The following is a 26357-nucleotide window of genomic DNA, read 5'->3' as shown; positions in this document are numbered from 1 at the left end:
CCGCCCAGGCGACCCGGGACCGCTCAGCAACACGTCACCCGTCTTCAGCCACCCGTCACGAAAGTGGTGCTTCACATGTCGTCCCCGCCCCCGGCACGTCCCCGGCCCCCCAGAGATCTCAGGAAGATCGTGGCTGCCAGCCTCATCGGCACCACCATCGAGTGGTACGACTTCTTCCTCTACGGTGCCGCCGCCGCACTCGTCTTCAACAAGCTCTTCTTCCCCGGCTCCGACCCCCTGGTCGGCACGCTCCTGTCCTTCCTGACCTACGCCGTCGGCTTCGCCGCCCGCCCGATCGGCGCCCTCGTCTTCGGCCACTACGGAGATCGGCTCGGACGCAAGAAACTCCTGGTGTACAGCCTGCTGATGATGGGCGGCGCGACCTTCCTGATCGGCCTGCTCCCCACTCACGCCACCGTCGGCACGGCCGCCCCGATCCTGCTCACCGTGCTGCGCCTGATCCAGGGCTTCGCCCTGGGCGGTGAATGGGGCGGGGCGGTGCTGCTGGTGGCGGAGCACGGAGATGCCAAATGGCGCGGCTTCTGGGCCTCGTGGCCGCAGACCGGAGCACCGGCCGGGCAACTGCTGGCCACAGGCGTCCTCGCCACGCTGACCGCGACACTGTCGGACGCGGCGTTCGACTCCTGGGGCTGGCGGGTGCCGTTCCTGCTCTCCGGAGCACTGGTGCTCGTCGGCCTGTGGGTCCGGCTCTCCGTCGACGAATCGCCCGTGTTCAAAGCCGCCCTCGCAGCAGCCGAACGCCGCAAGACCGAGCGGGACTTCCGCGAGAAGCCACCCGTACTCGCCGTTCTGCGCGACCACTGGCGCGACGTCCTCATCGCCATGGGGACCCGCATGGCCGAGAACATCTCCTACTACGTCGTCACCGCCTTCATCCTCGTCTACGCGACCGAGCACGCCGACACGAGCAAACAGACCGCGCTCAATGCCGTCCTGATCGCCTCCGCCGTCCACTTCGTGACCATCCCCCTGTGGGGTGCCCTCTCCGACAAGCTCGGACGCCGCCCCATCTACCTCCTCGGCGCCCTCGGCATGGGCATGGGCATATGGATCTATCCGTTCTTCCATCTGGTCGACCGGGGTTCCTTTGGGGCACTCATCACGGCCGTCACCGTGGCGCTGCTCTTCCATGGCGCGATGTACGCCCCGCAAGCGGCGTTCTTCTCCGAGATGTTCGCGACCCGCATGCGCTACTCCGGAGCATCGATCGGCGCCCAGTTCTCCTCCGTGGCCGCGGGCGCCCCGGCCCCGCTCATCGCCACCGCCCTGCTCTCCGCGTACGACAGCGCCGCGCCCATCGCCCTCTACGTCATGGCCGCCGTCCTGCTCACCGTCATCGCCCTCGGCTGCGCCGAGGAGACCCGTCACCGCGATCTCTCGGATGCGGCCGACGAGACCGACGCGGCATCGGCGGGTGACCAACCCGTCCGTACCGCCTGATGATCGCTGCTCGATCGCGCGCGGCGAACACTGTACGCGCTTGCGCACAGTGTTCCGTCGTGCGTATGGTGTTCTCAACGAGAACACGCCGTACGCATCAGGTGGGGGTAATCGCATGTCGAAGCACGTGAGCCGGAACGAGAGCTGGGACGAGCAGGGCAGCTGGAAGGCCAGGGGCGAGTGGGGGACGCGGGACTCGGCGGGCCGGAAGCTGGACCTCGCCCACTGGCAGTGCCGGCTCGACGAGTTGCGCGCCAAGTACCACGTTCCGGCCGCGTCACTGGCGCTCCTCGTCGACGGAACCGTCCACGAGCTGGCCAGCGGCACGCTTCACCGCGGAACCGGCGTGGAGGCGACGACCGACTCGGTCTTCCAGATGGGTTCGATCGCCAAGATCTACACCGCCACCCTCATCATGCGGCTCGCCGATTCGGGCCAACTGGACCTGGACGCACCGGTCGTGGATTTGCTGCCGGAGTTCTCGGTCGCCGACCCCGAGGCGACCAGGGCGATCACCACACGCCGGCTCCTCAGCCACACGAGCGGCCTCACCTGCGACTTCACCCATGACAGCGGACGCGGCGACGACTGCCTCGCCAAGTACGTCGAAGCCGCGAAGGGCGTGGCGCTCGACTGCCCACCCGGCGAGGCGCTCTCCTACAGCAGCGTCGGGTACAACGTGCTCGGCCGCATCATCGAGGTGCTGACCGGCAAGGTCTGGGACGAGGCGCTCAAGGATCTGCTCCTCACCCCGCTCGGCCTCGACCACACGATGACGCTCCCCGAGGAGGCGCTGCGGTTCCGCGCGGCCATGGGCCACCTGGGCGAGCCGGGCCAGGACCCGGACCCGGCCCCCTCCTGGGACCTGATGCCGCGCTCGGCGGGCCCGTACGGCCGGGTCATCGCCACGGCCGGGGACCTCGCGCGACTCGCGCGGATGCACCTCGCGGGCGGAGTGGCGCAGGACGGCACCAGGGTGCTCTCCGAGGAGGCCGTCGCGCTGATGCAGCGCCGGGTCGTGGACTCCCCCGACAAGTGGTCGGTCAGCGCGGACGGTTGGGGCCTCGGCTGGACCCTCTACGACTGGAACGGCGTCCAGGGCTATGGCCACGACGGAGCCTCCATCGGGCAGTACGGCTATCTGCGCGTCGTCCCGTCGGCGGGCGTCGCGGTCGCGCTGCTCACCAACGGCGGCGGAGCGCGTGAGCTGTACGCGGCGCTCTACCGGGAGCTCCTCGCCGAATTGGCCGGGGTGACGATGCCGGACGCCTTCGCCCCGCCGACCGAGCCTCCGGTGGTCGACTTCGCCCCGCTCGTCGGCACGTACCGGCGCGAGGGCGTGGTCATGACCGTGACCGAGAAGGACGGTGCGGGGCATCTGGTGTACGAGTTCGTCGACGGCATGAAGGACTTCTCCGACCCTCTGGAGATCGATCTGGTGCCGGTGACGGAAACGGTCTTCGCCGGTACGGGGGTGGGCGCGGCGTTCAGCGAGGACCACATGCCGGTGATCTTCTCCACGCTGGCGGACGGCACCGGGTGCGTGTACATCGGGATGCGCTGCGGCCCCAAGGTCGCGTAGCCCGCGGCGCGTCCGCGGCGCGTTCCCCGCAGAGCAGATGCCGTGGATGCCCCGACGACGTAATGCACCCGCCTATATATTGGCCCTTACCTAACTGGCCCTTATTTAGCCGCTGAGGCGGCGGTCACAACATCAGGAGGACTTGATGGTCGCGGACATGGTCAGAATGTGGGCGGCGGGCTGGGCCGTGTCCCGGGGGACGCCCCCGCCCGTCGAGAAGCCCTGGGGTTTCTACATAGACGTGGCCGGCAACCCCGACGAAGTGGGACGCCATGTCCTGCCCGAGGCCGGGGAGTCGTGGGTTCGCGGCGCGGCTGCGTCGGTGTCCGTCCCGCGGACCTGGATGAAGATGCCCGCGGAACCGGAAGAGGTCGAGCCCTGGCTGCCCCAGGGGTGGGTGATGGCCTGGGAGGACACCGGCCATCTGATGGCCATCGACCTGACGGCCACGAACCCGGTCGCACCCGACGGATACACCGCGAGCGTGGAGACCAAGGGCGCCGTCACCCACGTCCGGGTGCTGGACGCGGCGGGTCACCAGGCGGCCACGGGGCAGATGGGGTCCCTCGGGGATGCCGTGATCATGGACCGGGTGGCGACCGAGGAGACTCATCGCCGCAGGGGGCTGGGCGGCTTCGTGATGCGCGTGCTCGCCGACCACGCGCTGGAGCAGGGCGCGGTCCTCGGCGTCCTCGGCGCGACCGACGCCGGGCGCGCCCTGTACGAGACGCTGGGCTGGAAGAAGCACGCGACGCTGGCGGAGTGCGTCTACCGGCCCTGAGTCCTGGGCACCGCCCGTGGCAGCGTCGCAGCGTGAAGGCTACGCGGGTACGCAGACGGCGGACGGTCTGATTCGGGCCGGCCTGAATCGGGCTCCATGCCCGCGGGCCGGCCCCGACGGCGTCAAGGTCGTCCTGGGTTCAGAATCTCGTCCAGCACTGACAGCACCGCCTCGTAGGCGATCGCCCGTACGCCGGCTTCATGCGCCGTCTCCGGGTCAGGCGCCTCCGCGCCCCGTGCCCGCCAGGCCCGCTCTTCGCTCTGGGCGCGGTCCCGCGCACGCTGAATGCGGCGCAGCAGTTCATCTGAGTCCACGACATCGGCCATGGCCCCCACTTACCCCGTCATCCCTCTCCGATGCCAGGTCCCACTACGCGGGCATCGATCATGGCCCGGTGCGCGCTAGCCGTCTTCCCCGGGCGGTGCGCCACAGTTCGGGCCGCCCGGTCCGTCGAACTGCACCGAGCTGAAGAAGTCCTGATAGGTCGGGAAGAAGTTGCCCTTGCCGGTCGGGCCGGCGGACGTGACAGCGGTGCACCCGGAGTAGTTCGTGTCGGACCAGAGGTAGACGGTCGAAGAGGTCCGGTTCCAGTCGGATTTGGCCCGGTCGTCCATGCCGAGTGCCGCGAGGTCCGGGGTGCTCCCCCTCAGCTTGATCATGTCCCCGGTGCCGTCGAGACCCGAGAACATGCAGTAGTAGCCGTCAGGGCAACGGTCGTACCCGTCAGCCGCGTGGGCAGGGGAGATCGGCGCCATGCTCAGCACTGCCACTGTGCCGACCAGCCCGGCAAGGATCCGCTTGATGTGCTTCATGCCCTGTCCAACGAGCACTCCCCCGTCAAGTCATTGCCGGTTTTGCGCACGGAGGAGGTTGAGGCCCAGGGGTGTGGGGCGGTGGCGCACGCTTGTGCCGGTGCGTCGGGTGGTGACGAGTCCGGCCCGAATTCGGACCGGGATGCCACGGCTCTCGGGAGGCGCTGGGGAAGACCAGCGTCATCGGCGGGGTGATGTTCACGCAGAATGCGTTGGTCGGCGTGAAAAACGACGGCACCAGGTGGAGACCCCGACCGTCGAGATGTACGTCCTCGTCGAAGAGTTGGTGGTCCACGTGCAGGACGGGCGGGGCCCAGCGGATCGAGGGGTGCAGGTTCGAGTCGATCTCCCAGAGCAGTACGGGGTACTGAGCGACCGTCACCTTCCGGAGATCGTCGCCGCCGAAGTGGATCCGTACCCCCATCGCTCCCCTGCCGTGCGGGGGCGACCCCGGGGAGCCGCCCCCGCACGTATGTGATGCGTACGGTGTGCACGTGGTGGCGTCCGTGCGTCATTCCGGAGGAAAATCGCTCCTCCAGGTATACGCCCAGTTCTCCGCCATACCTCGCCCCGTGTCGAGAATTTCGTCCAGATCGGCCGTGACGTCCGGGCACAAAGAGTGCTTCTTGAGCCAGTTGTTGATCGCGGCGACTTTGCGACTGTACGCCCACACGTACTGGAACAGGCCGCTGGGAACGGGATAGACCTCGTCGTCGAAATACAGGCCCATGGCTTCCGGCACACCGGAATAGCAAATTTCGCCGACTTGATCGTCGAATCTCCCCCAGAATTCATCTTTGGATTCCAGGTGCGTCACCGCGGCCGGGAGGTGTTGGGGGTCGTGCACGGCCACCCGGTCGGAGTTGTAGAAGATCGAGAGATCCAGGGTGAAGGAAAACTCCGCGGGCAGGTCGAGCGAGAGCAGGATCCTGTCCGTTTCACCTGGTGGAATGACCTGGGACACAGAGCAGGACGTCACTCCGTCAGGGGAGAGCGACGCCGCATAGCCGAGGGACGGCTCGGCGGCCGCCGCGCTGGGTATCCCGGTTTCCGGCGAGTCGCACGCCACCACGTACGTCTCCGGGAGCGAGAAGTCCTCGATATCGGAGACGTTGAGGTCTATACGCTTGATATAGGTGGCCTGGGCTCCGGGGTTGCGGAGTTTCAGGTCGATGACGATGCCGGACATGGGCAGACCGCTGAGCATGTCCGATGACACGGACGGGTCGGCCGAAAGGTCGCCCTGTGTCGCCCTTCGGACGTTCACGATCTCGAGGGACGCTTTTCGTGGATTCCTGGCATAAAGCGCCGCGCCGGCGCCTATTCCCGCGGATATGAGCGCTGTGGCGGCGCTCACCAAGATCTCCCACATGCGTGTGATGTTACGGGGGCGTGAACGGGAAGGAACCGTACCCGACCGAACGCGACCGCATCTGGCCGCGCCTGGCCACATCTGGCCGGCCTCGTCGGATGTGACACTGAGAGCTTGGTCGACGGTGTGGTCCCCGATGAAAGGTACGTAGACGCACATGGTGCACATGGGTGAAGAGCCGCTCATAGCTGCTGTCCGGAGCGGCGATGCCCGAGCCGTGGCGGCTCTCCTGACGGCAGGTGCTGATCCCGACACCCTCGACGAGGCGGGGACTCCGGCGCTGTGTCTGGCCGTGGAGGGGTTCGACCTTCCCGTGGTCGAGGAGTTGAAGATGGCGGGCCGGCCGGTCCGTCTGGACTGCGTCGACGCCCAGGGCCGTACGCCTCTGCTGCGGGCGGTCGACCTCGGTGCCTGCGAGATCACGTCCGTGCTCCTCAACAGCGGGGCGGATCCGCGGCTCACCGACCCGGCGGGGCGTGACGCCCTGGAGCTGGCACGGCACTGGCATCTCGTTGGTGCGGAAGTCGAGTTGCGCCGCAGGAGCGGTGTGCCGGAACCCGTGGTGCGCAGGGGGGTCCTGGACGGGTGGGGCAATGCGTGTCAGGAACTGTCGCTCGGTGGCCTGACCGTAAGGAACGGGCACAGCGCGATCCTCACCGAGTTGGAGCCCACGTACGGGATCACGCCGCCTTTCGAGGAGTTGATGGGGCGTGCGCTGGGCGAGCCCGATGTGGACCAGCCGGTGTGGGTGGCGACGACGCTCGTGCTCCAGGCGCGCCATGCACCCACCGTCTGGGCGCAGGCCGCCGGGCTGTGCGACCGTTCGGAGCCGTTGGAGCGTTACTGCGGTGCCGAGGTGCTGCGTCTGATCAATCTCTTCGACGAGACCGAATCCAGCAGTCCCTTCGACGAGCCGCTCGTCGACCTCTTCCTCCCCTGGCTGGCGCGGGAAGACGACCCGCGGGTGATGCGGGCAATCGCCGCGGGCCTGGCCGGAGCCATGGACCCCCGGGCCGAGCAGCCGCTGCCGGCGCTCACCCGGCACCCCGACCCGGGCGTCCGCCTCTGGGCTCTCTCCGGCCTCTACGGGGCGGTCACGCGGGGGAACCCCGACGCGCTGGTCACCGTCATGGCGCGTACCGAGGACACAGATGCCGGGGTGCGGGCAGAGGCCTGCCGGGTGATCGGTGACGCCCCCGACCTGTCTTCCGCCACCTCGGACGCGCTCGCCGCGTGCCTGGACGACGAGAACGAGGCCGTACGGGTCACGGCGGCGATTTCCCTGTTCGTCCACGACGATCCGCGCGGCGATCAGCTGCTGCGCGACCTCGGACCCGTCCGGCAGGGCTCCCCGTACTTCGCCGCCTTCCATGCCGTCTGGTACCACCATCGGGCGCTGAACCCCGCCGTCTGACTCAGGACATCACTCGTCAGCCCCCTCGTCGCCGAAGTGCACGATGCCGTCCTCATCGAGCGTGGGGTGGATCGGGCCGGGCTCGTGGTTGTTGATGTCGGAGGGGCGGGGGCCCTCCGGTCCGTCGGGGCCCCAGCGCAGCATCCGGCGGATGCGGCCGATCCGGGAGATGGTGCCGTGGACCTCGATCTCGTTGAGGTTGCCGGCGCGGAGCCGGTCGGCGGCCTCGGCGTAGTCGGCGAGTTCCGCGACCGCCGGATCGGTGCCCTCGGCGGTCAGGGTGCGGGCGTCCACGTCCCTGTCGGCGTCCATCGGGATCAGGCCGAGCCTGCGCGGCTCCCACCAGGCCAGGGAGAAGTCCAGCGTTCGCCGGGCGTCGTGCGCGCTGGCGTGCAGGGCGCTGCCCGGCGTCCAGCTCGCGCCGGTGCGCTCCGCGACCGCGAACGTGGCGGGCAGCAGCAGGACGTCGGGGTGGCTCGTCAAGGCCCGGTGCGAGTCGGCGCGTACGTCGTCGGGGAAGCGGGAGCCGGTGTAGGCCAGGGTGCGCAGCGCCAGCCGTTCGACGGCCTCGGCCGGGGTGACGGCGGCGTCCGGGTCCAGGACCAGTCCTTCGTCGATCTTCGGATGGCCGGCCGTGTGCTCCCAGTCGGGAGCGGTGGGCTGCGGGTCGGTGGGGCGGGGCTGCTCGATGTCGCCGCGCGCGTCCAGTCCGACGTACTCCTCGGCCCGCACGATCCGGTAGCGGGTGCCGGTCACGGTGAGTTCGTCGACGCGCTCGCTCTCCAGTCTGGCGACGGCGGCCAGCAGGGCGCGCCGTTCCGCCTTGTCCCGGGCGTCGTCCTTCGCGCGGAACCACAGGAGCGAGTTGAGTCCGTCCCTGGCCTGTTGTGGGCAGCCGTGCGTCACCTCGACGGCGACCCGCCAGCACCGGCCGTCCTCCGCCCGCTGCGCGGCCACGCCGAAGAGCGGGCCGCGCACTCCGAACGAATTGGTCCGCGACGCGGCATCGGACGCGTCGGCCTCCATCGCCGCTTCCACCGGCTCCACCGGAATCCGCACTGTCATCGGCCGCAAGCGGGCCAGCCCTGCATCCCCATGGCTCATGCCACCATCCTGGCGACCCCGCTGTGCTTCCGTCGCCGATTTCCTGAACTGTCCGATTCGCGACCCGGTTCGTGGCAAGGTTTGAGTCGGGTCCGTCCGGCCGCCGCGGCAGCCGCGTATCAGCCCGTCGTCCAGGTGCGGAGTTTCTCGGGGTTGCGCACCACCCAGATGTGCTTGATGCGGTCGCCCTCGACGTCGAACGCGAAGACCGTCACGACGCTGCCGTCCTCCTCGGCCACCAGGCCCGGCTGACCGTTGACCGTACGCTCCACGAACGCCACGTTGTCGACCTTTCGGCGGGCGAGTTCGAGCCAGGCGTGCGCGATCCGTTCGCCGCCTTCGATGGGGTGCAGGAAGGTCGTGGCGAGGCCGCCGCCGTCGGCGGTCGCCGTGGCGTCGGGGTCGAGCAGGCCGATGAGGGCGTCGATGTCCTTCGCCTCCCATGCCTGCTTGAACTCCCTGACGATGCCGGCGCGATGGGCCACCGGGGTCGTCGAGGGGCGCGCGGACCGAACGCGGCGGCGCGCCGACGAGGCCAGTTGACGGCATGCCGCCGGGGTGCGGCCGACGATCTCGGCGACTTCGGCGAAGGAGTGGCAGAAGACGTCGTGCAGGATGAACGCGACGCGCTCGGCCGGGGTCATCGACTCCAGTACGACCAGGAAGGCGAGGTTGACCGACTCGTCCAGGGTGACCCGGTCGGCCGGGTCGCCGTCCGTGCCGCCCGACCGCCCGCTGACCCAGTCCGTACGTCCTGGCAGCGGCTCGGGGATCCACTCGCCCACGTAGGTCTCCCGGCGGGCCCGCGCGGAGTTGAGCAGGTTGAGGCAGATGCGGCCGGCGACCGTCGTCAGCCAGGCGCCGGGGGACTCGATCGCGTCCTGTTGCTCGCGGGACATGGCGTACCAGCGGGTGTACGTCTCCTGTACGGCGTCCTCGGCCTCCGCCAGGGAGCCGAGGAGCCGGTACGCGAGGTTGGTGAGGTGACGCCGTTCTCGGGTGATCGCTTCCAGGGCCGGGTCGGGCCCGTCGTGTCCTGGCTCGGTTCGGGTGGTCATGGTGTCGACGGCTCCCTTGTTCGCGTCTGCCCTCCGTCCCTTCGACCACACAGGCCCCCGGAATGTGAGGTGGCGGGCCGGCCTGACGTTTCGGTCGGCTGTGTTGTCGAACCGCTGAGACCGGCACAGCAGCCGGCCGACAGGAAGCGCGGAGACATCATGACCACTACTTCACTGCCGACGACGACGTTCGCCGAACCGGCGTCCGACCTGGGCCTGGAGCGGGCCGCCGCCGCATTGACCGCACACGGTTTCACCGTGGAGATCCTCGACGACGCCGCCGCCGCGCGTGCCCGCGTCCGGGGTCTGATCCCCGAGGGTGCCACCGTGTTCACCGGGGCCAGCGAGACCCTCCGTCTCTCCGGCATCGAGGAGGACATCAACGCGGGCGAACGGTACGAGGCCGTGAAGCCACGTGTCCTCGCCATGGACCGCGCCACCGAGATGGCCGAGATCCGGCGGCTGCAGGCCGTTCCCGACGTCGTCGTGGGCAGCGTGCACGCCGTCACCGAAACCGGCTCCCTGGTGATCGCCTCGGGCAGCGGAAGCCAGCTGCCCAGCTATGCGGGCGGTGCCGCCCGCGCCATCTGGGTCGTCGGCGCGCAGAAGGTGGTCCCGGACCTTGCCACGGCGCTGCGGCGGGTCGAGGACCACTGCCTCCCGCTGGAGACCGCGCGTACGCAGCGGGTCCACGGCTGGCCCAGCGCCGTCAACCGGCTCCTCGTCCTCAACGCGGAGTACGTGCCCGGGCGGGGCACCGTCCTGCTGCTCCGCGAAACCATCGGGTTCTGAGGCAGCGGGAGTCAACCGGACGGTCCCTCGCCGCGCGGTGGACACCCGACAAAGACGGTGCGGGGAATGTCGGGTGGCCGGGCGCGGTGCCGCCGCACGATGGGGGCATGGACGACACGACCTTGACATCCCGGTTCCTCCGCGACGGCTTCGTGAAGCTGGGGGGTGCCGTGGCGCCGCGGGTGGCCGCGGACTGCGCGCGGCTGCTGTGGCGGGAGACCGGCTGCGACCCGGACGACCCCGCGACGTGGACGCGGCCCGTGCACTGGGTGCCGGGCATGGGGCAGGGCCCTTTTGCCGCCGCGCCCAACTCGCCTTCCCTGCACCACGCGTACGACGTGCTGGTCGGCCCGGGGCGGTGGGAGCCGCGCTATTCGCTGGGCACGTTCCCGCTGCGTTTCCCGCACGAGGAGGAGCCGGCCGACGCGGGCTGGCACATCGAGGGGAGCTACCTGCCGGAGGGCGAGAGCTGGTACTTCACCAACCTGCGCTCGCAGGGGCGGGCCCTGCTGATGCTGTTCCTGTTCAGCGAGGTCGGCGAGAACGATGCCCCGACCCGGATCCGGGTCGGCTCACACCTCGATGTGCCGAAGGTGCTGGAGAAGTACGGGGAGGAGGGGGCGAGCGGGCTGGCCCTTGCGCCCGATCTGGTGGCGGCCTCCGACCACCGGCCGCTCGCCCTGGCCACCGGCTCCCCGGGCGACGTCTATTTGTGCCACCCGTTCCTGGTGCACTCCGCGCAACCGCACCACGGGGAGCGGCCGCGCTTCATGGCCCAGCCGCCGCTGCTGCCGGCCGCGCCGTACGAACTGGAGCGGGCCGACGGCGCGTACTCCCCCGTGGAGATCGCGATCCGTCGCGGTCTGGGACAGGACACGCCGGCCGTCGGCCTTCACTGAGGAACGCTCGACATTCACCGCGCCCGGCTCCTGCCCGTAGGGCCGGGGGGCCGGCGGCCGACCGACACGCCTTACTCGAAGCGTCCGTTCTCGACGTACGGGTAGAGATTCCCGGGGCATTGGGTCTTGCCGGGGATGAGGTCCCTGTGGCCGACGACCTTGCGGCCGGGCAGATTGGCTCCGGCGTCGTCATTGTCGCGCACCCAGTCACAGACGGCCTTGATCTCGTCGAGCATCTCCGGCGTCGGTTCGTCGTCGGCTCCGATGAGGCCGCAGACGGCGTAGAGGTTCACGTTGGCCCAGTGGGTGCCGTTCGCGCCGGGTTGAATGCCGATTCCCCTGCCCACGAAGGTGTAACCGTGGTGGCACACCAGGTAGTTGTAGGCGATGTCCCAGTAGCGCTCCCCGCCGATCCACGGCAGGGGGTGCATGTGCTGGTGCTGGATCTGCAGCACCTGGGTGTAGCAGTTGTCCGCGAAGTCGGGAAGGTTGGGCCAGTCGAACAGCGAGTGGTGGCCCCGCTTCTTGTGGCCGCCGCCCTCATGGTGAATGGCGATGCCGCCGTTCTGCGGGAAGAACTCGTCGGTTTCCCGAACCGGCTTCTCGGCGCCCCATTCACCGCGCGAAATGAAGCGCGGAATACGCCTCTTCGCCTCCGGGTCGGGCTTGGCGAGCCCCCGCTCGATCCACACGACCTTCTGTCTTTCGACGGCCTTCGGCGACCTGTCGTCGGATAACCCAGACATGCGCGAACCTTTCCTCTCAATGACTTCGCCGGGCGACCCATGCTCATCCTGCGCTCACCGGAGGCGTCCTCTCTCGTTTGTGCAGTTTTCATGAGGTGACGCAGAACCGGCCAGGAGGCCGAACCGGCCCACCGATCATCTGCTACGGGAGTATTGCGATCTCTGCGGCAGCGTTGCGGGCTCATGGCGAAACCCGGCAAAGGCTGGCCCCGGGCCCTTAGTACGGACCAAGGTGACATTCGCCCCTTCGCGGCACCGTTCCCTACCCGTACGCCCGCAGAAAGCTCGTACCCGCATGTACTCGACCTGTCTTCCCCGCGCCGTCCCGGCGCACCTCACGCGTGTGGGGAGGAGGTGGCCGACGCCATGCGCTACGTGACGCGCAAGGCGGCCGGCTGGCTCTTGATGATCGTGGTCGCGACCAACGCGACCTACTTTCTGGCCAGTTGGTTCCTGGACCCGCGGTCGAACTTCAAGGAGGTACGGCCCGTCCGCAGCGAGGGACAGATCTCCCGGGCCCTCGCCCCGTACAACCTCGACCCCGGGGAACCGCTGGTGCAGCGGTGGTGGAACTGGCTCACCTCGGTGACCCTCCACTTCGACTGGGGCAAGTCGCCCACCGGCGTATCCGTCAACGGCGAAGTGGGCTACCGCGCCCTCGTCAGCGCCGAGTTGGTCGTCACCGCGACCATCCTGTCCGTCGTGATCGGGGTCGCGCTCGCCGTCTACACGGCGGCGCGCCAGTACGGCCCGGCCGACCGCGTCTCACAGGCCATATCCATCGCGGTCTTCAACGTCCCGACGTCCGTCGCCGCGCTCGCCGTCGTCTTCGGCGCCATCTGGCTCAAGCAGCACGCCGGACTCGACTTCCTCTACGTCGCCGGGGAGAACTCGCCCAACGTCGAGGGGCTGCTCCCGACGGTCGGCGACCGTCTCCTCCACCTGATCCTGCCGACGTTCACCCTGACGCTGATGGGTTACGTGGGCTACCACCTGACGCAGCGTTCGCTGCTGCTCGACACGGTCAACGCCGATTTCGTGCGCACGGCCCGCGCCACCGGTCTCACCCGCGGCCAGGCCGTCCGCAGGCACGCCCTGCGGGCGGCGCTGATCCCGACGGCGGCCTCCGTGGCGTTCAGCGTCCCGGCCATCTTCACCGGGGCCGTCATCACGGAGACGATCTTCGGCTGGAACGGCATGGGCCGCTACTTCATCCAGACGATCAACAAGAACGACGTGCACGGCACGGTCGCCACGGCAGCGTTCGCCGCGGTGCTCACCGCGATCGGCGCGATCCTCGCGGACATCGCCACCGTCTTCCTCGACCCGAGAGTGCGGGTGAACTGACATGGCCACAGCGTCATCCGGCACGGGTCAGCCGACGCCCCACACCGCTTCCGTCACCGGTATCGGTATCGGTCCATCGGCGGACGGGCCTCTTCCGGCGCGCGGGGACCTCGACCGCGGCCGCCTCTACCTGCGTCGTTTCCTGCGCAACCGCCCGGCCGTCGCCGGCGTCGTCGTCTTCGCGCTGCTCGTGCTGTTCAGCGTCTTCGGCGGCCTGTTCACCTCGTACACCCACACCGATCCCGACTTCACCGCGCTCACCCAGCCGCCGAGCGCACAGCACTGGTTCGGCACCAACCAGAGCGGCAACGACATCTACGCCAGCGCCGTGCACGGGCTGCGGCGCTCCCTGGTGATCGCCGTCAGCGTGTCCGTCCTGACGATCGTCGTCGCCGCGCTCATCGGTTCGAGCGCCGCGTACTTCGGAGGCCGGGTGGAGCGGCTCACACTCGCCGTCATCCACTTCCTGCTGATCGTCCCCTCGTTCCTCATCCTCGCCCTGGTCTCCAACCGGCTGGCCGGCGACTGGCGCGCCCTCATCCTCGTGCTGACCGTGTTCGGCTGGATGTCCACCGCCCGGGTCATCTGGTCCGTCTCCACGTCGCTGCGCGAGCGGGACTACGTGACGGCGGCGGAGTTCATGGGCGTCCACCCGCTGCGCATCATCCTGCGCCACATCATCCCCAACCTCGGCTCCCTGATCATCGTCAACCTGACGCTCGGGGTGGTGGCGACCGTACTCAGCGAAACCGCCCTGTCGTTCCTCGGGTTCGGCGTCCAGACCCCGGACGTCTCTCTCGGCACGATGCTCGCCGACGGGGCGACCACCGTCACCAGTGCCCCGTGGCTCTTCGCCTTTCCCGCGGGTCTCGTGGTCCTGCTCACCGTGTCGATGACCTTCATCGGCGACGGTCTGCGCGACGCCCTAGACCCCACCTCTGTGACCGGCGCGGCGGGAGGCCGACGATGACACTCACCACCACCCTGCACGACAGCCCCGTCTCCCCCGCCGACACCACCCCCGTGCTCTCCGTGCGGGACCTGCGGATCTCCTTCCCCTCCGAGGCCGGTCCCGTCGAAGCGGTGCGCGGCGTCAGCTTCGACCTGCTGCCGGGCCGGACCCTCGGCATCGTCGGCGAGTCCGGGTCGGGCAAGTCGGCCACCGCCATGGGCATCATGGGTCTGCTGCCGCCCACCGCCGACCTGCACGGACAGGTCCGGCTGGGCGGTCAGGAGCTGATCGGTCTCGACGACCGGGCGCTGTCGCGGGTACGCGGCAAGTCCATCGGCATGGTCTTCCAGGACCCCCTGTCCGCGCTCACCCCCATCTTCTCCGTGGGCCGCCTGCTCTCCGACACGATCCGCGTCCACCAGGACATCGACAAGAAGGCGGCCTGGGAGCAGGCCGTCGAACTGCTCGACCTGGTCGGCATCCCCGACCCGCGCAGGAGGGCCTCGTCCTTCCCCCACGAGTTCTCCGGCGGCATGCGCCAGCGCGTGGTCATCGCCATGGCGATCGCCAACCGGCCCAGCGTGCTGGTGGCCGACGAACCCACCACCGCGCTCGACGTCACCGTGCAGGCGCAGATCCTCGATGTGCTGCGCCTCGCGCAGAAGGAGACCGGCGCCGGGCTCGTCCTGATCACCCATGACCTCGGCGTCGTGGCCGGCCACGCGGACGACGTCGCCGTCATGTACGCGGGACGCTTCGTGGAGAGGACGGACGTCCACGCGCTGTTCCGGCGGCCGACGATGCCGTATACCGCACGGCTCCTCGCCGCGGTGCCGACCGTGGACGGCGGCGTCCGTCGCCCCCTCGTCGCGATCGGCGGAGAGCCGCCCTCCCTGTCGGGCCTGCCGGACGGCTGCCCCTTCGCGAGCCGGTGCGCCGTCGCGCTCGACGCGTGCCGCTCCGAGGAGCCGGAGCTGCGTCATGTCAGCGGGCACGGAGACGTGGCCTGCCTGCGCGCCGATGACATCGCGGCAGGCACGCTGGACCCCACCGGGCACACCGCGACCGACGACCCGGGCTCACCCGTCGCCCCGGTCCCGGCCGCCGACCGGGGGCCCGGCTCGGACGGTGCCGGGCGCGGGGAGGTGGTGCTGCGCGTCGAGGACCTCGTGAAGACCTTCCCCGTCACCAAGGGCGCCTTCATCAAACGCCGCGTCGGCACGCTCCACGCGGTCAACGGCGTCAGCTTCGAGCTCCGTGCCGGAGAGACGCTGGGCCTGGTGGGTGAGTCGGGCAGCGGCAAGACGACGACGCTGATGGAGATCCTGCGGCTGAGGCGGCCGGAGGGCGGCCGGATCGAGATCGCGGGGAGGGAGGTCGGCGCGACGACGGCCGGCGCCGGCAGGCAGGCGCTGGGCTCTTCTGCCTCCTCCGACCTCACCACGGCCGGTTCCCGTGAGCGCGGGCGCACCCTGCGGCACGACGTGCAGATCGTCATGCAGGACCCGATGGGCGCGCTGGACCCCCGGCTGCCCGTCTACCAGCTGCTCGCCGAACCGCTGCGGGCCGTGGGACGCGACCGCGAGGCCATCCGCTCGCGCGTCCACGAACTGCTGGCGCTCGTCGGCCTCGACGCCTCGGTGAGCAACCGTTTCCCCGCCGCGCTCTCGGGGGGCCAGCGCCAGCGCGTCGGCATCGCCCGCGCCCTGGCCACGGACCCGAAACTGCTCGCCCTCGACGAACCGCTCTCCGCCCTGGACGTATCCGTACAGGCCGGGGTGATCAACCTGCTCGGCCGGCTCAAGCGCGAGCTGGGGCTCGCCTACCTCATGGTCGCGCACGACCTCGCCGTGGTCCGCTACATCTGCGACCGCATCGCGGTGATGTATCTGGGGCACATCGTCGAGACCGGTGACACGGAGACGCTGTTCTCCGATCCCCAACACCCTTACACCCGCGCTCTGTTGTCCGCCATCCCGGTGCCGGATCCGGACCGCGAACGCTCCCGGGAGCGGATCGTCCTGCGGGGCGAACAGCCCAACCCCACGGATCTGCCGGTCGGTTGCGTGTTCGTCGACCGCTGCCCGCTGTACCGCCTCGCCGCCGACGACGTACGGGAACGCTGCCGCACGGAGCGTCCCGCCCCCAGGTCGACGCCGGGGCGACCGGACCACGCATACGCCTGCCACGCCGTGTGACGGGCCAGCCCTTCCCCCATCCAGTTCGAGGAAATCATTCATGCGCGCAAGACTGACCCTGCCCGTCGCTCTCATAGCAGCCATCTCCGTCACCGCCACCGCGTGCCAGTCCTCCGACGGCGGCACGGGATCGGCGGGGAACACCCCGTCCGCCGCGTCCGCGGCCGCCGACTACAACCCGACGGCGTACGACAAGCTCAAGGACGGCGGCACGTACACGACGACGGGGACCTTCGACGATCAGGGCAATCCGTTCAACGTCAACTCCACGCTGACGGCGTCCCGGGTGTGGTCCTGGTACAACGCGAACGCGATCACCTTCTCGCCGACCGGTGAAGTGCGGTACAACCCGGACTACTTCAGCGACGTGAAGGTGGCCGTCAAGGGCGGCAGCCAGAAGGTCACGCTGACGATCAACAAAAAGGCCGTCTTCAACGACGGAACGCCGATCGACTGGACCGCGATCAGGGACACGTGGAAGGCCAACAACGGCTCCGACAAGGAGTACGCGGTCTCCTCCACGGACGGCTACGACCGGATCACCGACGTCGCGCGGGGCAAGGACGACAAGCAGGCCGTCATCACCTTCAAGGGCGTCAACTCCTCTTGGCCGGCCCTGTTCACCACCTTCCTCCACCCGAAGGCGGCGAAGGTCGACAACTTCAACAAGGCCTACGTGAAGAAGGCGCACCCCGAATGGGGCGCGGGCCCGTACACGGTCGGCAAGTGGGACACCCACTCGGGCAACATCACCTTCGTCCGCAACCCGAAGTGGTGGGGCCGCAAGGGCAAGCTCGACAAGCGCGTCTACGTCAACCTCGAGTCGACCGCGGCCGTGAACGCGTTCAAGAACGGTCAGCTCGACTACGTCTCCGTGGCCGACGCCGAGAGCCTGAAGCAGGTGAAGGGGGTCGAGGGCACCGAGATCCGGAGCGGCGGCAGCCCCTTCGAGTACTCGCTCTACTTCAACACCAAGTCGCCCGTCCTCGGGGACAAGGTGGTGCGCAAGGCGATCCAGGAGAGCATCGACCGGGGACAGATCGCGAAGATCCAGTTCCAGGGCCTCGACTACCGGGAGCCGCTGCCGGGCTCAGCCGTGCTCTACAGCTTCCAGAAGGGGTACCGGGACAACGTCTCCGCCGTCCTCAAGTACGCCCCCGACCGGGCGAAGAAGGAGCTCGACGCGGCGGGCTGGAAGCCCGGGAGCGACGGGATCCGGGAGAAGGGCGGCAAGCGGCTCGAGATCGGTTACACGCTGCTGGGCGACGACCCGCTGGGCAAGGCCACCGCAGGCGCCTTCGCCGCGATGCTGAAGCAGGTCGGCGTGCGCCTCACCATCAAGAAGGCCGACCAGGCGGACTTCTCCAGCGTCCTGAACGAGCGGAAGTTCGACCTGTTCCTCTCGGGCAACCGCTCCATGGACCCCTTCGGCATCCGCTATCTGTGCGACTTCTACTGCTCGGACCGTGACTCCAACCTCACGGGCGCCGGCTCCCCCGCGCTGGACAAGGAGATCCGCGCCACCACGGACGTCACCGACCCGGACGAGCAGGCGGAGGCGGTGAACAAGGTCGAGCGGAAGGCGCTCGGGAACTACGCCCTGCTCCCGCTGTACAGCGGCCCCTCGACGTACGGCGTCAAGAAGGGCCTGGCCAACGTGGGCGCGACCATCTTCCACAACCCGCTGCCGGAGACGGTGGGCTGGGAGAAGTGACCCCCGGCAGGCGCCTGACCCGGGATCCCGCCCGACAGGCGCCTGCCGCCCGTGCGTAGGCCGTCGATGGTCGGGGGGTGTACGCAGCCCGGCCGACGGCGGGTCAGCCGGTGCAGGAGGACGTGTGGACGGCGCGGGCGGTGCGCCGGGCACCGCGTACCGGCAAGCCGTGCAGCTCACGGGCCCGGACCGGTCCCGGCGCACGATTCGCGCCGTACGCGTTTTCCGGCCGGGAGGCGAAGAGGGGGGCGCGGGGAGTGACAGGCGGCCCGCGCCGGAGCACGCTGGCCGTCCGGCATCGGGGGAACGGATGCGACGGACGGACGCGGTCCCGTCGCGCGCCACCTCCCCCTGCGCGGTGAGGGGGAGGCCATGGAGTCGCCGACCGGCGCGGTGGAGGGGCAACCGGCCCCGGAGCGCCGCGGCGCCCCCTCCCGGAGCCGTGACCCGCTGACGCGTCTGGGCGCGGAGTTCGACGGAACGCGCGACATGTGGCGCTCCGCCTCCGGACGTCTGTGTGTGGTCGGCCCGGAGGCCGCACGCGAGGTGATGGGCAACCGGCGGGGCCTGTTCGTCGAGACGTCGGACTTCTTCCACACCCGCTCCGGGGTCTTCGGGCCGCGCACCGCGCAGGTCGACATCGGCCGTGCCGCACGCGCGCTGGTGCGGCGCAGGCTCGACGCCGGCCGGGCCGAACTGCCCCGCCTCGTCAGGGAACGGCTGGCGCCGGTCAGCACCTGGCCCGACGCGGGCAACCTGCTGGTCCGCGAGCACCTGGCGGACGTGCTGCTGTGCCGGGAGGCCCCGGCGCCGCTGCGGCAGGCGGTCGACGGCGTCGTGAACCGTGCCGTGCTGGCCGGCGCGCGCGGACGCCATTCGCCGGCCTCCCGGCTCGTGTTCCGCCGCAGGGTCATGCGCGTCCTGGCCTCGGAGATCCGTGCCCGCCGGGCAACGGTGCGTGCCGGTGAGCCGCGTGACCTGCTCGACGTGGTCGTCGCCGGGGGCGGCCCCTCGGCGCGGCCCGCTGATCTCGCCGAGGTCTATCTGTCGTTCCTGTTCGCCACGGTGGGCTCGGTCGGGTTCGCGCTGGGCTGGGCGGTCTACCTCGTCGGTACGCACCCGGGCACCGAGGCGGCCGAACCCGAGTGGATCGTCCGGGAGGCGATGCGGCTGTGGCCGGTGGCCTGGCTGTTCACCCGTAAGCCCAGCGGCGCGCACGACCTGGCCGGGGTCTCCGTCGGCCCGCACGACGACGTCGACGTCTGCTCGTACCTGATGCACCGGCACCCGCTGTACTGGGAACGCCCGGACGAGTTCGTGCCGTGCCGGTGGGCGGCGCCGCCGCGCGACCCGGCGTTCATGCCCTTCGGATACGGGCCGCACAGTTGCGCCGGCGCGACGGTGACGATGGCGCTCCTCGACGACCTGGTCCGCATCGTCACCCGCACCTGGCACCTGTCGGTCACTGCCGCGGGGAGCGGTCCCCAATCGGGCCCCGCGTTGGCTCCGCCGCGGTTCACCGCGCGGCTGAGCGACCGCACCGATTCACCCGGGGGGAGGTGAACAGCATGAGGAAGCTCTACCGCTCCGCCAAGTCGGCCCTCAACATCCGGTCGGGCTACGGCGGGATCCATCACTTCTGGTACCTGTACCACCACATCTGATCCATGCGTCCGAGTGCGGGAAGCCGCCCGTCGCGGGTGGCTTCCCGTGCGCCGCGAGAGGCGGGCCGATGACCACTCCGCACCACCCCACCGACTTCCTGCACGACCTGCGGACCCGCAGCGCGGCCGAGGGCGGCGTCTTCTGGATCGACGAGGGGCTGCTCGCCGTCTTCGAGCCGGACGCGGCCCGCAGGGTCAGCGTCGCGAACTGGCGGGGCCTCCTCATGAGCGACCGCCTCGTCGACATGGTCCGGCGGCGCGGCAGCACGCAGGTGCCGTGGTCCCGGGTGCGCGCGGCGTGGCGCACGCAGCTGCACGCGCTCGCCACCGGCGAGCACCACGCGGCTCTGATCGACCGGATGGAACGGATCATCGACGCGCGGCTCGGGGAGGACGTCGATCTGGTCCTGCTCGCCCAGGACGTCGCCGTGCGGGCCCTGCTGCCCCTCGCGCTGTCGGGTCTGACCGCGCGCGAGTCCGAATGGATCGTCCAGGATCTCGACCAGCAGCTGTTGCGGCTGATCGACCGCCCCACCGGGAGCGGCCCCCTGTACCGGCTCCGCTTCGCCGCCGTGCAGTTCCGGTCGGGACTCGTCGTACGACGGGTGCTGCGGGACCGTGCCGCCGGGCGCCGTGAACGGGAGCCCGACCTCGCCGACCCGTTCGTCGACCTGCTGCCCGAACTCGGCATGGACCGCGCGCTCGACGTGGTCACCGCGGTCCTCACGGCGATCGGCGGGCCGCCCGGCGCGGCGGCCGCGGCGGTGCTGTACGAACTCGCCCGCCAGCCGCACTGGACCCGCCGGCTGACCGCCGAACTCGGCGGGGCCGATCCGGACGCGTTCCGCGCCGACCCCGTGCGAACGGCGCCCCTCACCCACCGTTTCGTCAAGGAAGTACTGCGCATGTGGAGTCCGCCGCTGCTGCTGATGCGGCATGCCCGGACCTCGTTCGACCTCGGCGACACGACACTGCGGAAGGGGCACGGCTATGTGCTGAGCCCGCACATGATCCATCGCGACCACCGGTTCTGGCGCGAGGCGGACACCTTCGACCCGGACCGCTTCCTGCCCGGCGCCCCGCACGGCCCGCACGGCAGGGGCTATTACGTGCCGTTCGGCTGGGCGCCCAAGAAGTGCATCGGCGCCGACATCGGCACCGTCCAGCTGATGGCGCTGTGCCACCTTATGTGCACGCGCTACCACCTGACGGTGCCGGCGGCCGAGCGGATCACCATGGCCTACCGCTTCGCGCCGGTCCCGCAGAACTTCTACGGCGAACTCACGCTGCGCTGAGTGGGGGGCGGAGGCGTTCACGGGGCCGGTCCTGGCGGCGCCGCGCCGTCCGTGCCGTCCGGGTATGTCAGACGCCGGTGGAGCCGTCGACGCGTTCCCGCAGCAGGTCGGCGTGGCCGTTGTGGCGGGCGTACTCCTCGATCATGTGGACGTAGACCCAGCGGAGGCTGACGTCCTGCTCCATGAAGCGGCCGGTGTCGGAGAGGGCCCGGTCGGCGCAGAGCTCGCGGGCGCGGGCGATCTCCGCCTGCCAGGTGGCGAGAGCGTCGTGCAGTGTGGCGCCCTCGGCCAGCTCGAAGCCGCCGTCGGGGCCGCCGGGGTCGGCCTGCGGGTCGTAGATGGGCGGGACCTGCTCGCCCGCGAACACCCGGCGGAACCAGTTCCGCTCCACCTCCGCCATGTGCTGGACGAGACCGGTCAACGTGAAGCCGGACGGTGGCACGGACGCGACGGCGGCCTGGGCGTCGTCCAGTCCCTCGCACTTCATGGCCAGCGTGGAGCGGTGGAAGTCGAGCCAGCTCTCGAGCGTGGTGCGCTCGTCGGCGTTCAGGGGCGGCATGGGGCGGTCAACTGTGCTCATCGGGCGATTATCGCCATCGGCCGGACGTGACCCGCGCGCGGGCCCACGGCAGCCGGTTGACCTGGGGTGACACCAGCCCCGGTGGCATCCCCGTGGGAGCCATCGTGCAGGCTGGGCGCATGGCCAGTCGCGTAGAGAAGTACTTCGCCCACCTCGATCGGCTCTCCGGTGGGGCTGAGCCCCGGTTCTTCCCCGTCGAGTCGACCAAGCCGGGCCTGCGGGGTGTCACCGAGATCGTCTACGACGGCCTGCCGGAGGGGCTCCTCACGACGCTCACCTACGGTCTGTCGCTGGCGGACCACCCGTCCTGGCGGCACGGCTCGCCGGAACTCTGCCTCAGCGTGCGGTCGACCAACGTGATCTGGGCACACGCGGTCGGCTACCTCGCCGAACAGCTCCGTGGCACCTGCCCGTTCAGCTACGGCAGCACCATCGACTTCGGCGAGCGCATCGTGCCCGAGTCGGAGATGACGGCCTTCTGCGTGTACGCGCCGCATGTGCTCGACCGGGAGGACCACCTCGGCATCGACGTCGGCGTTCCGGGACACGAGGGCCACGACGTCATCAGCATCCATGGGATGTACCCCATCCACGAGGTGGAGCGGCAGTTCATCGACGAGTACGGGCTCGAAGCCTTCTGGAAGAGTGACTGGGACGCCACCGACGTCCTGCGCCGCCCGTCCAGCGCGGTCACGCGGCCCTGACGCGCCCGGCCCGCCCCCGCCGACCGGCCGGGGCCCGGAGGTCAGCCACCCTGGTCCTGTCCCCGAGGAGGACGCGGTGGCCGCCGACACGGGTCGCCCTGCGCCGTGCTGCCGTCGTCTACACGACTCGTGAACCAAAGGGCTTGTCCACGCCCGCGGGTCTGCCCACGGCAGAAGCCCCTTGGCATGATCGGGACCGCGCTGATTGAGTTCCGTCATGGAGCAAACGGATCACGAGCACACGGAGCACGCGCCGCACCCGGAGCACGCCCCGGGTCACGCGGCACGGATGGAGGTCCTGGTCCTCGGCGGGACGGCTTGGCTGGGGCGTGAGGTGTCCCGGCAGGCCCTCGACCGCGGCCATCGCGTCACGTGCCTGGCCCGTGGCGAGAGCGGTCCCGTGGCGGAGGGCGCCCGCCTGGTGACCGCGGATCGGCGCGACCCCGCCGCGTACGACTCTCTGCTCGACCGGGAATGGGACGCCGTGATCGAGGTGTCCTGGCAACCGGGCTTCGTACGCGCGGCAGTCGAGGCCCTCGGCGCCCAGGCACGTCACTGGAGCTACGTCTCCTCGGTCAGCGCCTACGCCTCCCACGGCGAGCCCGGCGCGGACGAGTCGGCGCCCCTGCTGCCCGCGACGGAGCAGGAAGAAGCCGAGCGCGAACAGTACGGCGAGGCCAAGTCCGCCTGCGAAACGCTCACCCGCGCCGCGCTGGCCGATCGTCTCCTCGTCGCGCGCGCCGGTCTCATCGGCGGCCCCGGGGACCACAGCGGCCGCTCCGGCTACTGGGTCGCGCGCGCCGCCCGCGCCCCCCAGGAGCCGCTGCTCGTCCCCGACACTCCGCGCCTCCCGACCCAGACCATCGACGTACGGGACCTGGCGGCGTGGCTCCTGGACGCCGCTGAACGGCGCACCACCGGAACCTACAACGCGGTGGGGCCGTCCGTGCCGTTCGCCGAGTGGATCGAGCTGTCCCGCGGCGTCGGTGGCCACACCGGACCGGTCGTCACGGTGCCGTCCGAGCAGCTCATCGCGCAGGGGGTGGCCCAGTACATGGGCCCCGAATCGCTGCCCATGTGGGTGGTGGAGCCGGGGTGGGAGGGCTGGGCGGCCCGCGACGGTTCCGCCGCGGCGGCCGCGGGCCTGCGCCACCGCTCCCGCACCGACCTCCTGACCGACACACTGCGTTGGGAACGTGAGGAGGGCCTGCTCCGCGAGCGCCGCGCGGGACTCTCCCCGGAGAGGGAACGCGAACTCCTGTCGTCGCTCGGAGAAGAGCCCATCGAGCCCGTCGATCAGGTCACGGCCACGGGGTGAACTCCGGCCGCACAAAGGCCAAGTAGACCGAGCGTGCCGCATCCCGCTTCGGCGCACCGCCTCGACAGCGGTACCGCGCACGTCCGCCGGGTAGCCGCCCTCGCGCGTGTGCACCCGGCCTCTCCACTACGGTGACCGCGTATCCGCCCGGCGGTGCAGCCGGTACGCCGGCGCGGGTCCGGCGCCAAGGTGGCGACGGTGGACGTCAGTCCCAGTGGCACGACCGGCGCGGAGATCAGGCTGAAGGCGATGGCGCCGTCCCTGCTGGCCGTGCCGCCACGCTCGTGCAGGAGGTCGAACGCCTTCTGTGACTCGGTGCCGGGCCGGGTGACGTCGCCGGAAGGCCCACCGTCCGAGCCGAAGTCGCCGCCGCGCCTCGGCGTCCGGAGGAGCCGCGCACGCGTCCCGGTGCCCCGACGCCCGCCGCACGCTCCCCACTCCCTCAGGCCGTCGGATCCTGCCGGACGCGTTCCTGGTGGCGGCGGGCCTTCAAACGGTTGCCGCAGGTCTTCATCGAGCACCAGCGGGCGGTGTTGGCGCGGCTGCGGTCGAGGAGGAAGAGCCGGCACTCGTCGTTGCCGCACGGGCGCAGCCGGCCGGGCCTGCGCTCCTGAAGGTCATACCAGGCCAGCACCAGCTCCACGGCGAGCCGCCGCTCGTCCGGCACCTGGAGTCGCCACCTCAGCCCCGACGCGCCGACTTCGGGGAGCCGGCAGACGCCGTCGAGCAGGCGGCGCAGCTCCGCCTCGGGCAGAGAGCCGCGCGTAGCGGTCTGGAGCACGTCCCTCGCCCCGCGCACCCGGTCGAGCGCCGACCGGTCGGCGGGGCCGTCGTGCACCTGGACCCATCGCCGCAACTCGGCGTCGTCGGCCCACAGATCCCGTTGGCGGCCGTCCACCACCGGAGTGCTGTTCAGCGCCTCCAGCAGTGCTCGCTCGTCGATCACCGGTGCCCGCCTCTCACTCTCTCGCCCTAACCCTCTTACTCCACTTGACAGGTTACCCCGAATCCGGTCCACTGGAACGACCGAAGTAACCGCCATGATGGATTTAAGGGGTTAGTCGTGACCGAGATCCGCCATCAGTACGCCACCGTGAACGGGCACCGCGTCTTCTACCGGGAGGCCGGTCCCGGCGATGCGCCGGTCCTCCTGCTCCTGCACGGATTTCCCACCAGCTCGCGGATGTTCCGCCGGCTGATCCCGCGACTCGCCGACCGCTTCCGCGTCATAGCCCCCGACCACCTCGGCTTCGGCCACTCCGACGCCCCGGCCGCCGACGCGTTCCCGTACACGTTCGACGCGCTCACGGACCTCACGGAGGGGCTCCTGGCCCAGCTCGGGGTCTCCACGTACGCGATGTACGTCCAGGACTACGGCGCGCCCATCGGCTGGCGGCTCGCGCTGCGTGCCCCGGAGTCCGTCACCGCCGTGATCACCCAGAACGGCAACGCCTATGAAGAGGGGTTCGTCCCCGAGTTCTGGGCGCCCGTGTGGGCGTACACGAAGAACCCGGGGCCCGAGACGGAGCCGGCCGTCCGCACCGCCCTCGACCTGGACGCCATCCGCTGGCAGTACCTCCACGGCGTGGACCGGCCCGAACTGGTCGACCCCGACACCTGGACCGCCGACCACCGCGACGTCAACCGGCCCGGCAACGACCTCGTCCAGCTCGCCCTCTTCCGCGACTACGCCACCAACCCGCCCCTCTACCCGCAGGTCCACGCCTACTTCCGGGAGAGCCGGGTCCCGCTCCTGGCCGTCTGGGGAGCCGAAGACGCCATCTTCGGCCCGGACGGCGCGCGCGCCTTCGCGCGGGACCTGCCGGACGCCGAGATCCACCTGGTGCCCGGCGGCGGCCACTTCCTGCTCGAAAGCCACCTGGACAGCACGGCCGGCACCATCCGGGCCTTCCTGACCCGGAGGGTGCCGGCGGCCCGCGCCTGAAAGGGCGCGCCGCGGAACGTCGTTCAGCGCACGGCGCCGCAATCCATGACGGCGGAGCCGCGGTACTGGCACAGCTGCGCGTGAAGGTGTGCGGTCGGCACCGTCGAGTGCTTGGCGAACTTCGCCAGCTTGTACGTCCGGGACTCCTTGACCGCCACCTTCTTGCTGGCGTGGTGCCAGCGGCCGCCGCTCTTGAAGTCGTAACTGACGCGCAGGAGAATCCCCTTGCCGTTCTCCGACGTGTCGAGGACGGAACCGCGGATGCTGGTACTGGTGTTCTGCCAGTCGACGCGGATGTGCCCGGCGCCGGTGTCCAGCTGGTCCTTCAGGTAGAGGTCGCCCTCCCAGTGGTCGCGCCGGTCATAGGCGCCGTTGACCCAGTGCCCCGCCGCGCTCGCGGGCGTGGCGCCGAGCATGCCCAGGATCGCCGCGGCCACGGCGGCGACGGCGAGACCGCCGCCGCGCATCGTCCTGTACTTCATCCGTTCCTCCCGTTGTCGGCTTCCGGGACCGACTACACCGGGCGGCGCGTTGTTCAGCAGCCCGCCGTCCACGGCTGAACAAAATGAGTTCAGCGGCGCGCGGCGGCCCAGGCGCTGTGCCAGCACGTCAGCAGAGC

At 70.3% G+C, this 26357-nt stretch carries 25 protein-coding genes; 16 read left to right on the top strand and 9 right to left on the bottom strand.

Features of this window, described 5'->3' with window-relative positions; translation table 11 throughout:
* Positions 1–75 precede the first annotated feature (75 nt).
* The 3 genes from ACZ7DY_RS17085 to ACZ7DY_RS17075 all read left to right on the top strand — a co-directional run bounded on the left by ACZ7DY_RS17085 (position 76) and on the right by ACZ7DY_RS17075 (position 3824).
* Positions 76–1461, top strand: coding sequence for an MFS transporter (locus ACZ7DY_RS17085; protein WP_471135803.1), 1386 nt, complete (start codon positions 76–78; stop codon positions 1459–1461).
* Between the two features lie 115 nt (positions 1462–1576).
* Complete coding sequence (locus ACZ7DY_RS17080; protein WP_471135800.1) at positions 1577–3043, top strand: serine hydrolase domain-containing protein; 1467 nt, start codon at positions 1577–1579, stop codon at positions 3041–3043.
* 157 nt (positions 3044–3200) lie between these two features.
* A complete protein-coding gene (locus tag ACZ7DY_RS17075; RefSeq protein ID WP_471135797.1) occupies positions 3201–3824 on the top strand; it encodes a GNAT family N-acetyltransferase in 624 nt (207 codons plus the stop codon).
* Positions 3825–3946: 122 nt separating this feature from the next.
* On the opposite strand, the gene ACZ7DY_RS17070 is transcribed toward ACZ7DY_RS17075, so the two are convergent.
* The 3 genes from ACZ7DY_RS17070 to ACZ7DY_RS17060 all read right to left on the bottom strand — a co-directional run bounded on the left by ACZ7DY_RS17070 (position 3947) and on the right by ACZ7DY_RS17060 (position 6008).
* A complete protein-coding gene (locus ACZ7DY_RS17070; RefSeq protein ID WP_471135795.1) occupies positions 3947–4150 on the bottom strand; it encodes a hypothetical protein in 204 nt (67 codons plus the stop codon).
* 75 nt (positions 4151–4225) lie between these two features.
* Entirely contained in the window at positions 4226–4636 is a 411-nt protein-coding gene (locus ACZ7DY_RS17065; RefSeq protein ID WP_471135793.1) for a peptidase inhibitor family I36 protein, read from the bottom strand.
* 511 nt (positions 4637–5147) lie between these two features.
* Entirely contained in the window at positions 5148–6008 is an 861-nt protein-coding gene (locus ACZ7DY_RS17060) for a hypothetical protein (RefSeq protein WP_471135790.1), read from the bottom strand.
* 157 nt (positions 6009–6165) lie between these two features.
* Between ACZ7DY_RS17060 and ACZ7DY_RS17055 the strand changes: the two genes are divergently transcribed.
* Positions 6166–7422 carry a HEAT repeat domain-containing protein gene (locus tag ACZ7DY_RS17055; protein WP_471135787.1) on the top strand — a complete coding sequence of 419 codons (1257 nt, stop codon included), beginning with the start codon at positions 6166–6168 and terminating at the stop codon, positions 7420–7422.
* Positions 7423–7431: 9 nt separating this feature from the next.
* Here the strand turns inward: ACZ7DY_RS17055 and ACZ7DY_RS17050 are convergent, their stop codons facing one another.
* Both ACZ7DY_RS17050 and sigJ read right to left on the bottom strand, forming a co-directional pair.
* Positions 7432–8487 (bottom strand): DUF5954 family protein, encoded by a 1056-nt coding sequence (locus ACZ7DY_RS17050; RefSeq protein WP_471135784.1) that lies wholly within the window; start codon positions 8485–8487, stop codon positions 7432–7434.
* A 158-nt stretch (positions 8488–8645) separates the two neighbouring features.
* Positions 8646–9584 (bottom strand): RNA polymerase sigma factor SigJ, encoded by a 939-nt coding sequence (gene sigJ, locus ACZ7DY_RS17045; RefSeq protein WP_471135781.1) that lies wholly within the window; start codon positions 9582–9584, stop codon positions 8646–8648.
* Positions 9585–9743: 159 nt separating this feature from the next.
* Between sigJ and ACZ7DY_RS17040 the strand changes: the two genes are divergently transcribed.
* Positions 9744–10376 carry an LUD domain-containing protein gene (locus ACZ7DY_RS17040; RefSeq protein ID WP_471135778.1) on the top strand — a complete coding sequence of 211 codons (633 nt, stop codon included), beginning with the start codon at positions 9744–9746 and terminating at the stop codon, positions 10374–10376.
* A 107-nt stretch (positions 10377–10483) separates the two neighbouring features.
* Entirely contained in the window at positions 10484–11275 is a 792-nt protein-coding gene (locus ACZ7DY_RS17035) for a phytanoyl-CoA dioxygenase family protein (protein ID WP_471135776.1), read from the top strand.
* 71 nt (positions 11276–11346) lie between these two features.
* Here the strand turns inward: ACZ7DY_RS17035 and ACZ7DY_RS17030 are convergent, their stop codons facing one another.
* Positions 11347–12021: a peptidoglycan recognition protein family protein gene (locus ACZ7DY_RS17030; RefSeq protein WP_471135773.1), complete on the bottom strand. Its 675-nt coding sequence runs from the start codon at positions 12019–12021 to the stop codon at positions 11347–11349.
* A gap of 366 nt (positions 12022–12387) precedes the next feature.
* Between ACZ7DY_RS17030 and ACZ7DY_RS17025 the strand changes: the two genes are divergently transcribed.
* The 7 genes from ACZ7DY_RS17025 (at position 12388) to ACZ7DY_RS16995 (ending at position 21191) form a co-directional block, all read left to right on the top strand.
* Complete coding sequence (locus ACZ7DY_RS17025; RefSeq protein WP_471135770.1) at positions 12388–13368, top strand: ABC transporter permease; 981 nt, start codon at positions 12388–12390, stop codon at positions 13366–13368.
* A 1-nt stretch (position 13369) separates the two neighbouring features.
* Positions 13370–14338: an ABC transporter permease gene (locus ACZ7DY_RS17020; protein WP_471135767.1), complete on the top strand. Its 969-nt coding sequence runs from the start codon at positions 13370–13372 to the stop codon at positions 14336–14338.
* Positions 14335–16518, top strand: a complete 2184-nt coding sequence (locus ACZ7DY_RS17015) for a dipeptide ABC transporter ATP-binding protein (protein WP_471135765.1) — start codon at positions 14335–14337, stop codon at positions 16516–16518. Before ACZ7DY_RS17020 ends, ACZ7DY_RS17015 begins: the two co-directional genes overlap by 4 nt.
* A gap of 40 nt (positions 16519–16558) precedes the next feature.
* Positions 16559–18232 (top strand): ABC transporter family substrate-binding protein, encoded by a 1674-nt coding sequence (locus ACZ7DY_RS17010; protein ID WP_471135762.1) that lies wholly within the window; start codon positions 16559–16561, stop codon positions 18230–18232.
* 372 nt (positions 18233–18604) lie between these two features.
* Positions 18605–19795, top strand: coding sequence for a cytochrome P450 (locus tag ACZ7DY_RS17005; RefSeq protein ID WP_471135759.1), 1191 nt, complete (start codon positions 18605–18607; stop codon positions 19793–19795).
* Between the two features lie 5 nt (positions 19796–19800).
* Positions 19801–19896, top strand: a complete 96-nt coding sequence (locus ACZ7DY_RS17000; RefSeq protein ID WP_471135757.1) for a hyalucidin A family RiPP precursor — start codon at positions 19801–19803, stop codon at positions 19894–19896.
* Positions 19897–19964: 68 nt separating this feature from the next.
* Positions 19965–21191: a cytochrome P450 gene (locus ACZ7DY_RS16995; RefSeq protein WP_471135755.1), complete on the top strand. Its 1227-nt coding sequence runs from the start codon at positions 19965–19967 to the stop codon at positions 21189–21191.
* 67 nt (positions 21192–21258) lie between these two features.
* Here ACZ7DY_RS16995 and ACZ7DY_RS16990 read toward each other — a convergent pair whose 3' ends face one another.
* Positions 21259–21771, bottom strand: a complete 513-nt coding sequence (locus ACZ7DY_RS16990; RefSeq protein ID WP_471135752.1) for a DinB family protein — start codon at positions 21769–21771, stop codon at positions 21259–21261.
* 119 nt (positions 21772–21890) lie between these two features.
* Between ACZ7DY_RS16990 and ACZ7DY_RS16985 the strand changes: the two genes are divergently transcribed.
* The gene (locus ACZ7DY_RS16985) at positions 21891–22475 is read left to right on the top strand and encodes a suppressor of fused domain protein (RefSeq protein ID WP_471135750.1); all 585 of its coding nucleotides are present in this window, start codon (positions 21891–21893) and stop codon (positions 22473–22475) included.
* A 289-nt stretch (positions 22476–22764) separates the two neighbouring features.
* The gene (locus ACZ7DY_RS16980; RefSeq protein WP_471136686.1) at positions 22765–23793 is read left to right on the top strand and encodes an NAD-dependent epimerase/dehydratase family protein; all 1029 of its coding nucleotides are present in this window, start codon (positions 22765–22767) and stop codon (positions 23791–23793) included.
* Positions 23794–24235: 442 nt separating this feature from the next.
* Here ACZ7DY_RS16980 and ACZ7DY_RS16975 read toward each other — a convergent pair whose 3' ends face one another.
* The gene (locus ACZ7DY_RS16975; protein WP_471135747.1) at positions 24236–24739 is read right to left on the bottom strand and encodes a CGNR zinc finger domain-containing protein; all 504 of its coding nucleotides are present in this window, start codon (positions 24737–24739) and stop codon (positions 24236–24238) included.
* Between the two features lie 117 nt (positions 24740–24856).
* On the opposite strand from ACZ7DY_RS16975, the gene ACZ7DY_RS16970 reads away from it, so the two are divergent.
* The gene (locus ACZ7DY_RS16970; RefSeq protein ID WP_471135745.1) at positions 24857–25738 is read left to right on the top strand and encodes an alpha/beta fold hydrolase; all 882 of its coding nucleotides are present in this window, start codon (positions 24857–24859) and stop codon (positions 25736–25738) included.
* 23 nt (positions 25739–25761) lie between these two features.
* Here the strand turns inward: ACZ7DY_RS16970 and ACZ7DY_RS16965 are convergent, their stop codons facing one another.
* The gene (locus ACZ7DY_RS16965) at positions 25762–26220 is read right to left on the bottom strand and encodes a hypothetical protein (RefSeq protein WP_471135742.1); all 459 of its coding nucleotides are present in this window, start codon (positions 26218–26220) and stop codon (positions 25762–25764) included.
* Between the last annotated feature and the right edge of the window lie 137 nt (positions 26221–26357).

The organism is Streptomyces sp. NPDC037013 (genome assembly GCF_055607265.1).
This window is presented reverse-complemented; position numbering and strand designations above follow the sequence as displayed.

Excerpts from the sequence above, each read along its gene's own strand:
- ACZ7DY_RS17020 (WP_471135767.1), top strand. The coding sequence starts at position 13,370 with ATGGCCACAGCGTCATCCGGCACGGGTCAGCCGACGCCCCACACCGCT.
- ACZ7DY_RS16995 (WP_471135755.1), top strand. The coding sequence starts at position 19,965 with ATGACCACTCCGCACCACCCCACCGACTTCCTGCACGACCTGCGGACC.
- ACZ7DY_RS17080 (WP_471135800.1), top strand. The coding sequence starts at position 1,577 with ATGTCGAAGCACGTGAGCCGGAACGAGAGCTGGGACGAGCAGGGCAGC.
- ACZ7DY_RS17065 (WP_471135793.1), bottom strand. The coding sequence starts at position 4,636 with ATGAAGCACATCAAGCGGATCCTTGCCGGGCTGGTCGGCACAGTGGCA.
- ACZ7DY_RS17010 (WP_471135762.1), top strand. The coding sequence starts at position 16,559 with ATGCGCGCAAGACTGACCCTGCCCGTCGCTCTCATAGCAGCCATCTCC.
- ACZ7DY_RS16965 (WP_471135742.1), bottom strand. The coding sequence starts at position 26,220 with ATGAAGTACAGGACGATGCGCGGCGGCGGTCTCGCCGTCGCCGCCGTG.
- ACZ7DY_RS17060 (WP_471135790.1), bottom strand. The coding sequence starts at position 6,008 with ATGTGGGAGATCTTGGTGAGCGCCGCCACAGCGCTCATATCCGCGGGA.
- ACZ7DY_RS17015 (WP_471135765.1), top strand. The coding sequence starts at position 14,335 with ATGACACTCACCACCACCCTGCACGACAGCCCCGTCTCCCCCGCCGAC.
- ACZ7DY_RS17075 (WP_471135797.1), top strand. The coding sequence starts at position 3,201 with ATGGTCAGAATGTGGGCGGCGGGCTGGGCCGTGTCCCGGGGGACGCCC.
- ACZ7DY_RS16985 (WP_471135750.1), top strand. The coding sequence starts at position 21,891 with ATGGCCAGTCGCGTAGAGAAGTACTTCGCCCACCTCGATCGGCTCTCC.
- ACZ7DY_RS17050 (WP_471135784.1), bottom strand. The coding sequence starts at position 8,487 with ATGACAGTGCGGATTCCGGTGGAGCCGGTGGAAGCGGCGATGGAGGCC.
- ACZ7DY_RS17085 (WP_471135803.1), top strand. The coding sequence starts at position 76 with ATGTCGTCCCCGCCCCCGGCACGTCCCCGGCCCCCCAGAGATCTCAGG.
- ACZ7DY_RS16980 (WP_471136686.1), top strand. The coding sequence starts at position 22,765 with ATGGAGGTCCTGGTCCTCGGCGGGACGGCTTGGCTGGGGCGTGAGGTG.
- sigJ (WP_471135781.1), bottom strand. The coding sequence starts at position 9,584 with ATGACCACCCGAACCGAGCCAGGACACGACGGGCCCGACCCGGCCCTG.
- ACZ7DY_RS17025 (WP_471135770.1), top strand. The coding sequence starts at position 12,388 with ATGCGCTACGTGACGCGCAAGGCGGCCGGCTGGCTCTTGATGATCGTG.
- ACZ7DY_RS17040 (WP_471135778.1), top strand. The coding sequence starts at position 9,744 with ATGACCACTACTTCACTGCCGACGACGACGTTCGCCGAACCGGCGTCC.
- ACZ7DY_RS17070 (WP_471135795.1), bottom strand. The coding sequence starts at position 4,150 with ATGGCCGATGTCGTGGACTCAGATGAACTGCTGCGCCGCATTCAGCGT.
- ACZ7DY_RS17035 (WP_471135776.1), top strand. The coding sequence starts at position 10,484 with ATGGACGACACGACCTTGACATCCCGGTTCCTCCGCGACGGCTTCGTG.
- ACZ7DY_RS16990 (WP_471135752.1), bottom strand. The coding sequence starts at position 21,771 with ATGAGCACAGTTGACCGCCCCATGCCGCCCCTGAACGCCGACGAGCGC.
- ACZ7DY_RS17000 (WP_471135757.1), top strand. The coding sequence starts at position 19,801 with ATGAGGAAGCTCTACCGCTCCGCCAAGTCGGCCCTCAACATCCGGTCG.
- ACZ7DY_RS17005 (WP_471135759.1), top strand. The coding sequence starts at position 18,605 with ATGGAGTCGCCGACCGGCGCGGTGGAGGGGCAACCGGCCCCGGAGCGC.
- ACZ7DY_RS17030 (WP_471135773.1), bottom strand. The coding sequence starts at position 12,021 with ATGTCTGGGTTATCCGACGACAGGTCGCCGAAGGCCGTCGAAAGACAG.
- ACZ7DY_RS17055 (WP_471135787.1), top strand. The coding sequence starts at position 6,166 with ATGGTGCACATGGGTGAAGAGCCGCTCATAGCTGCTGTCCGGAGCGGC.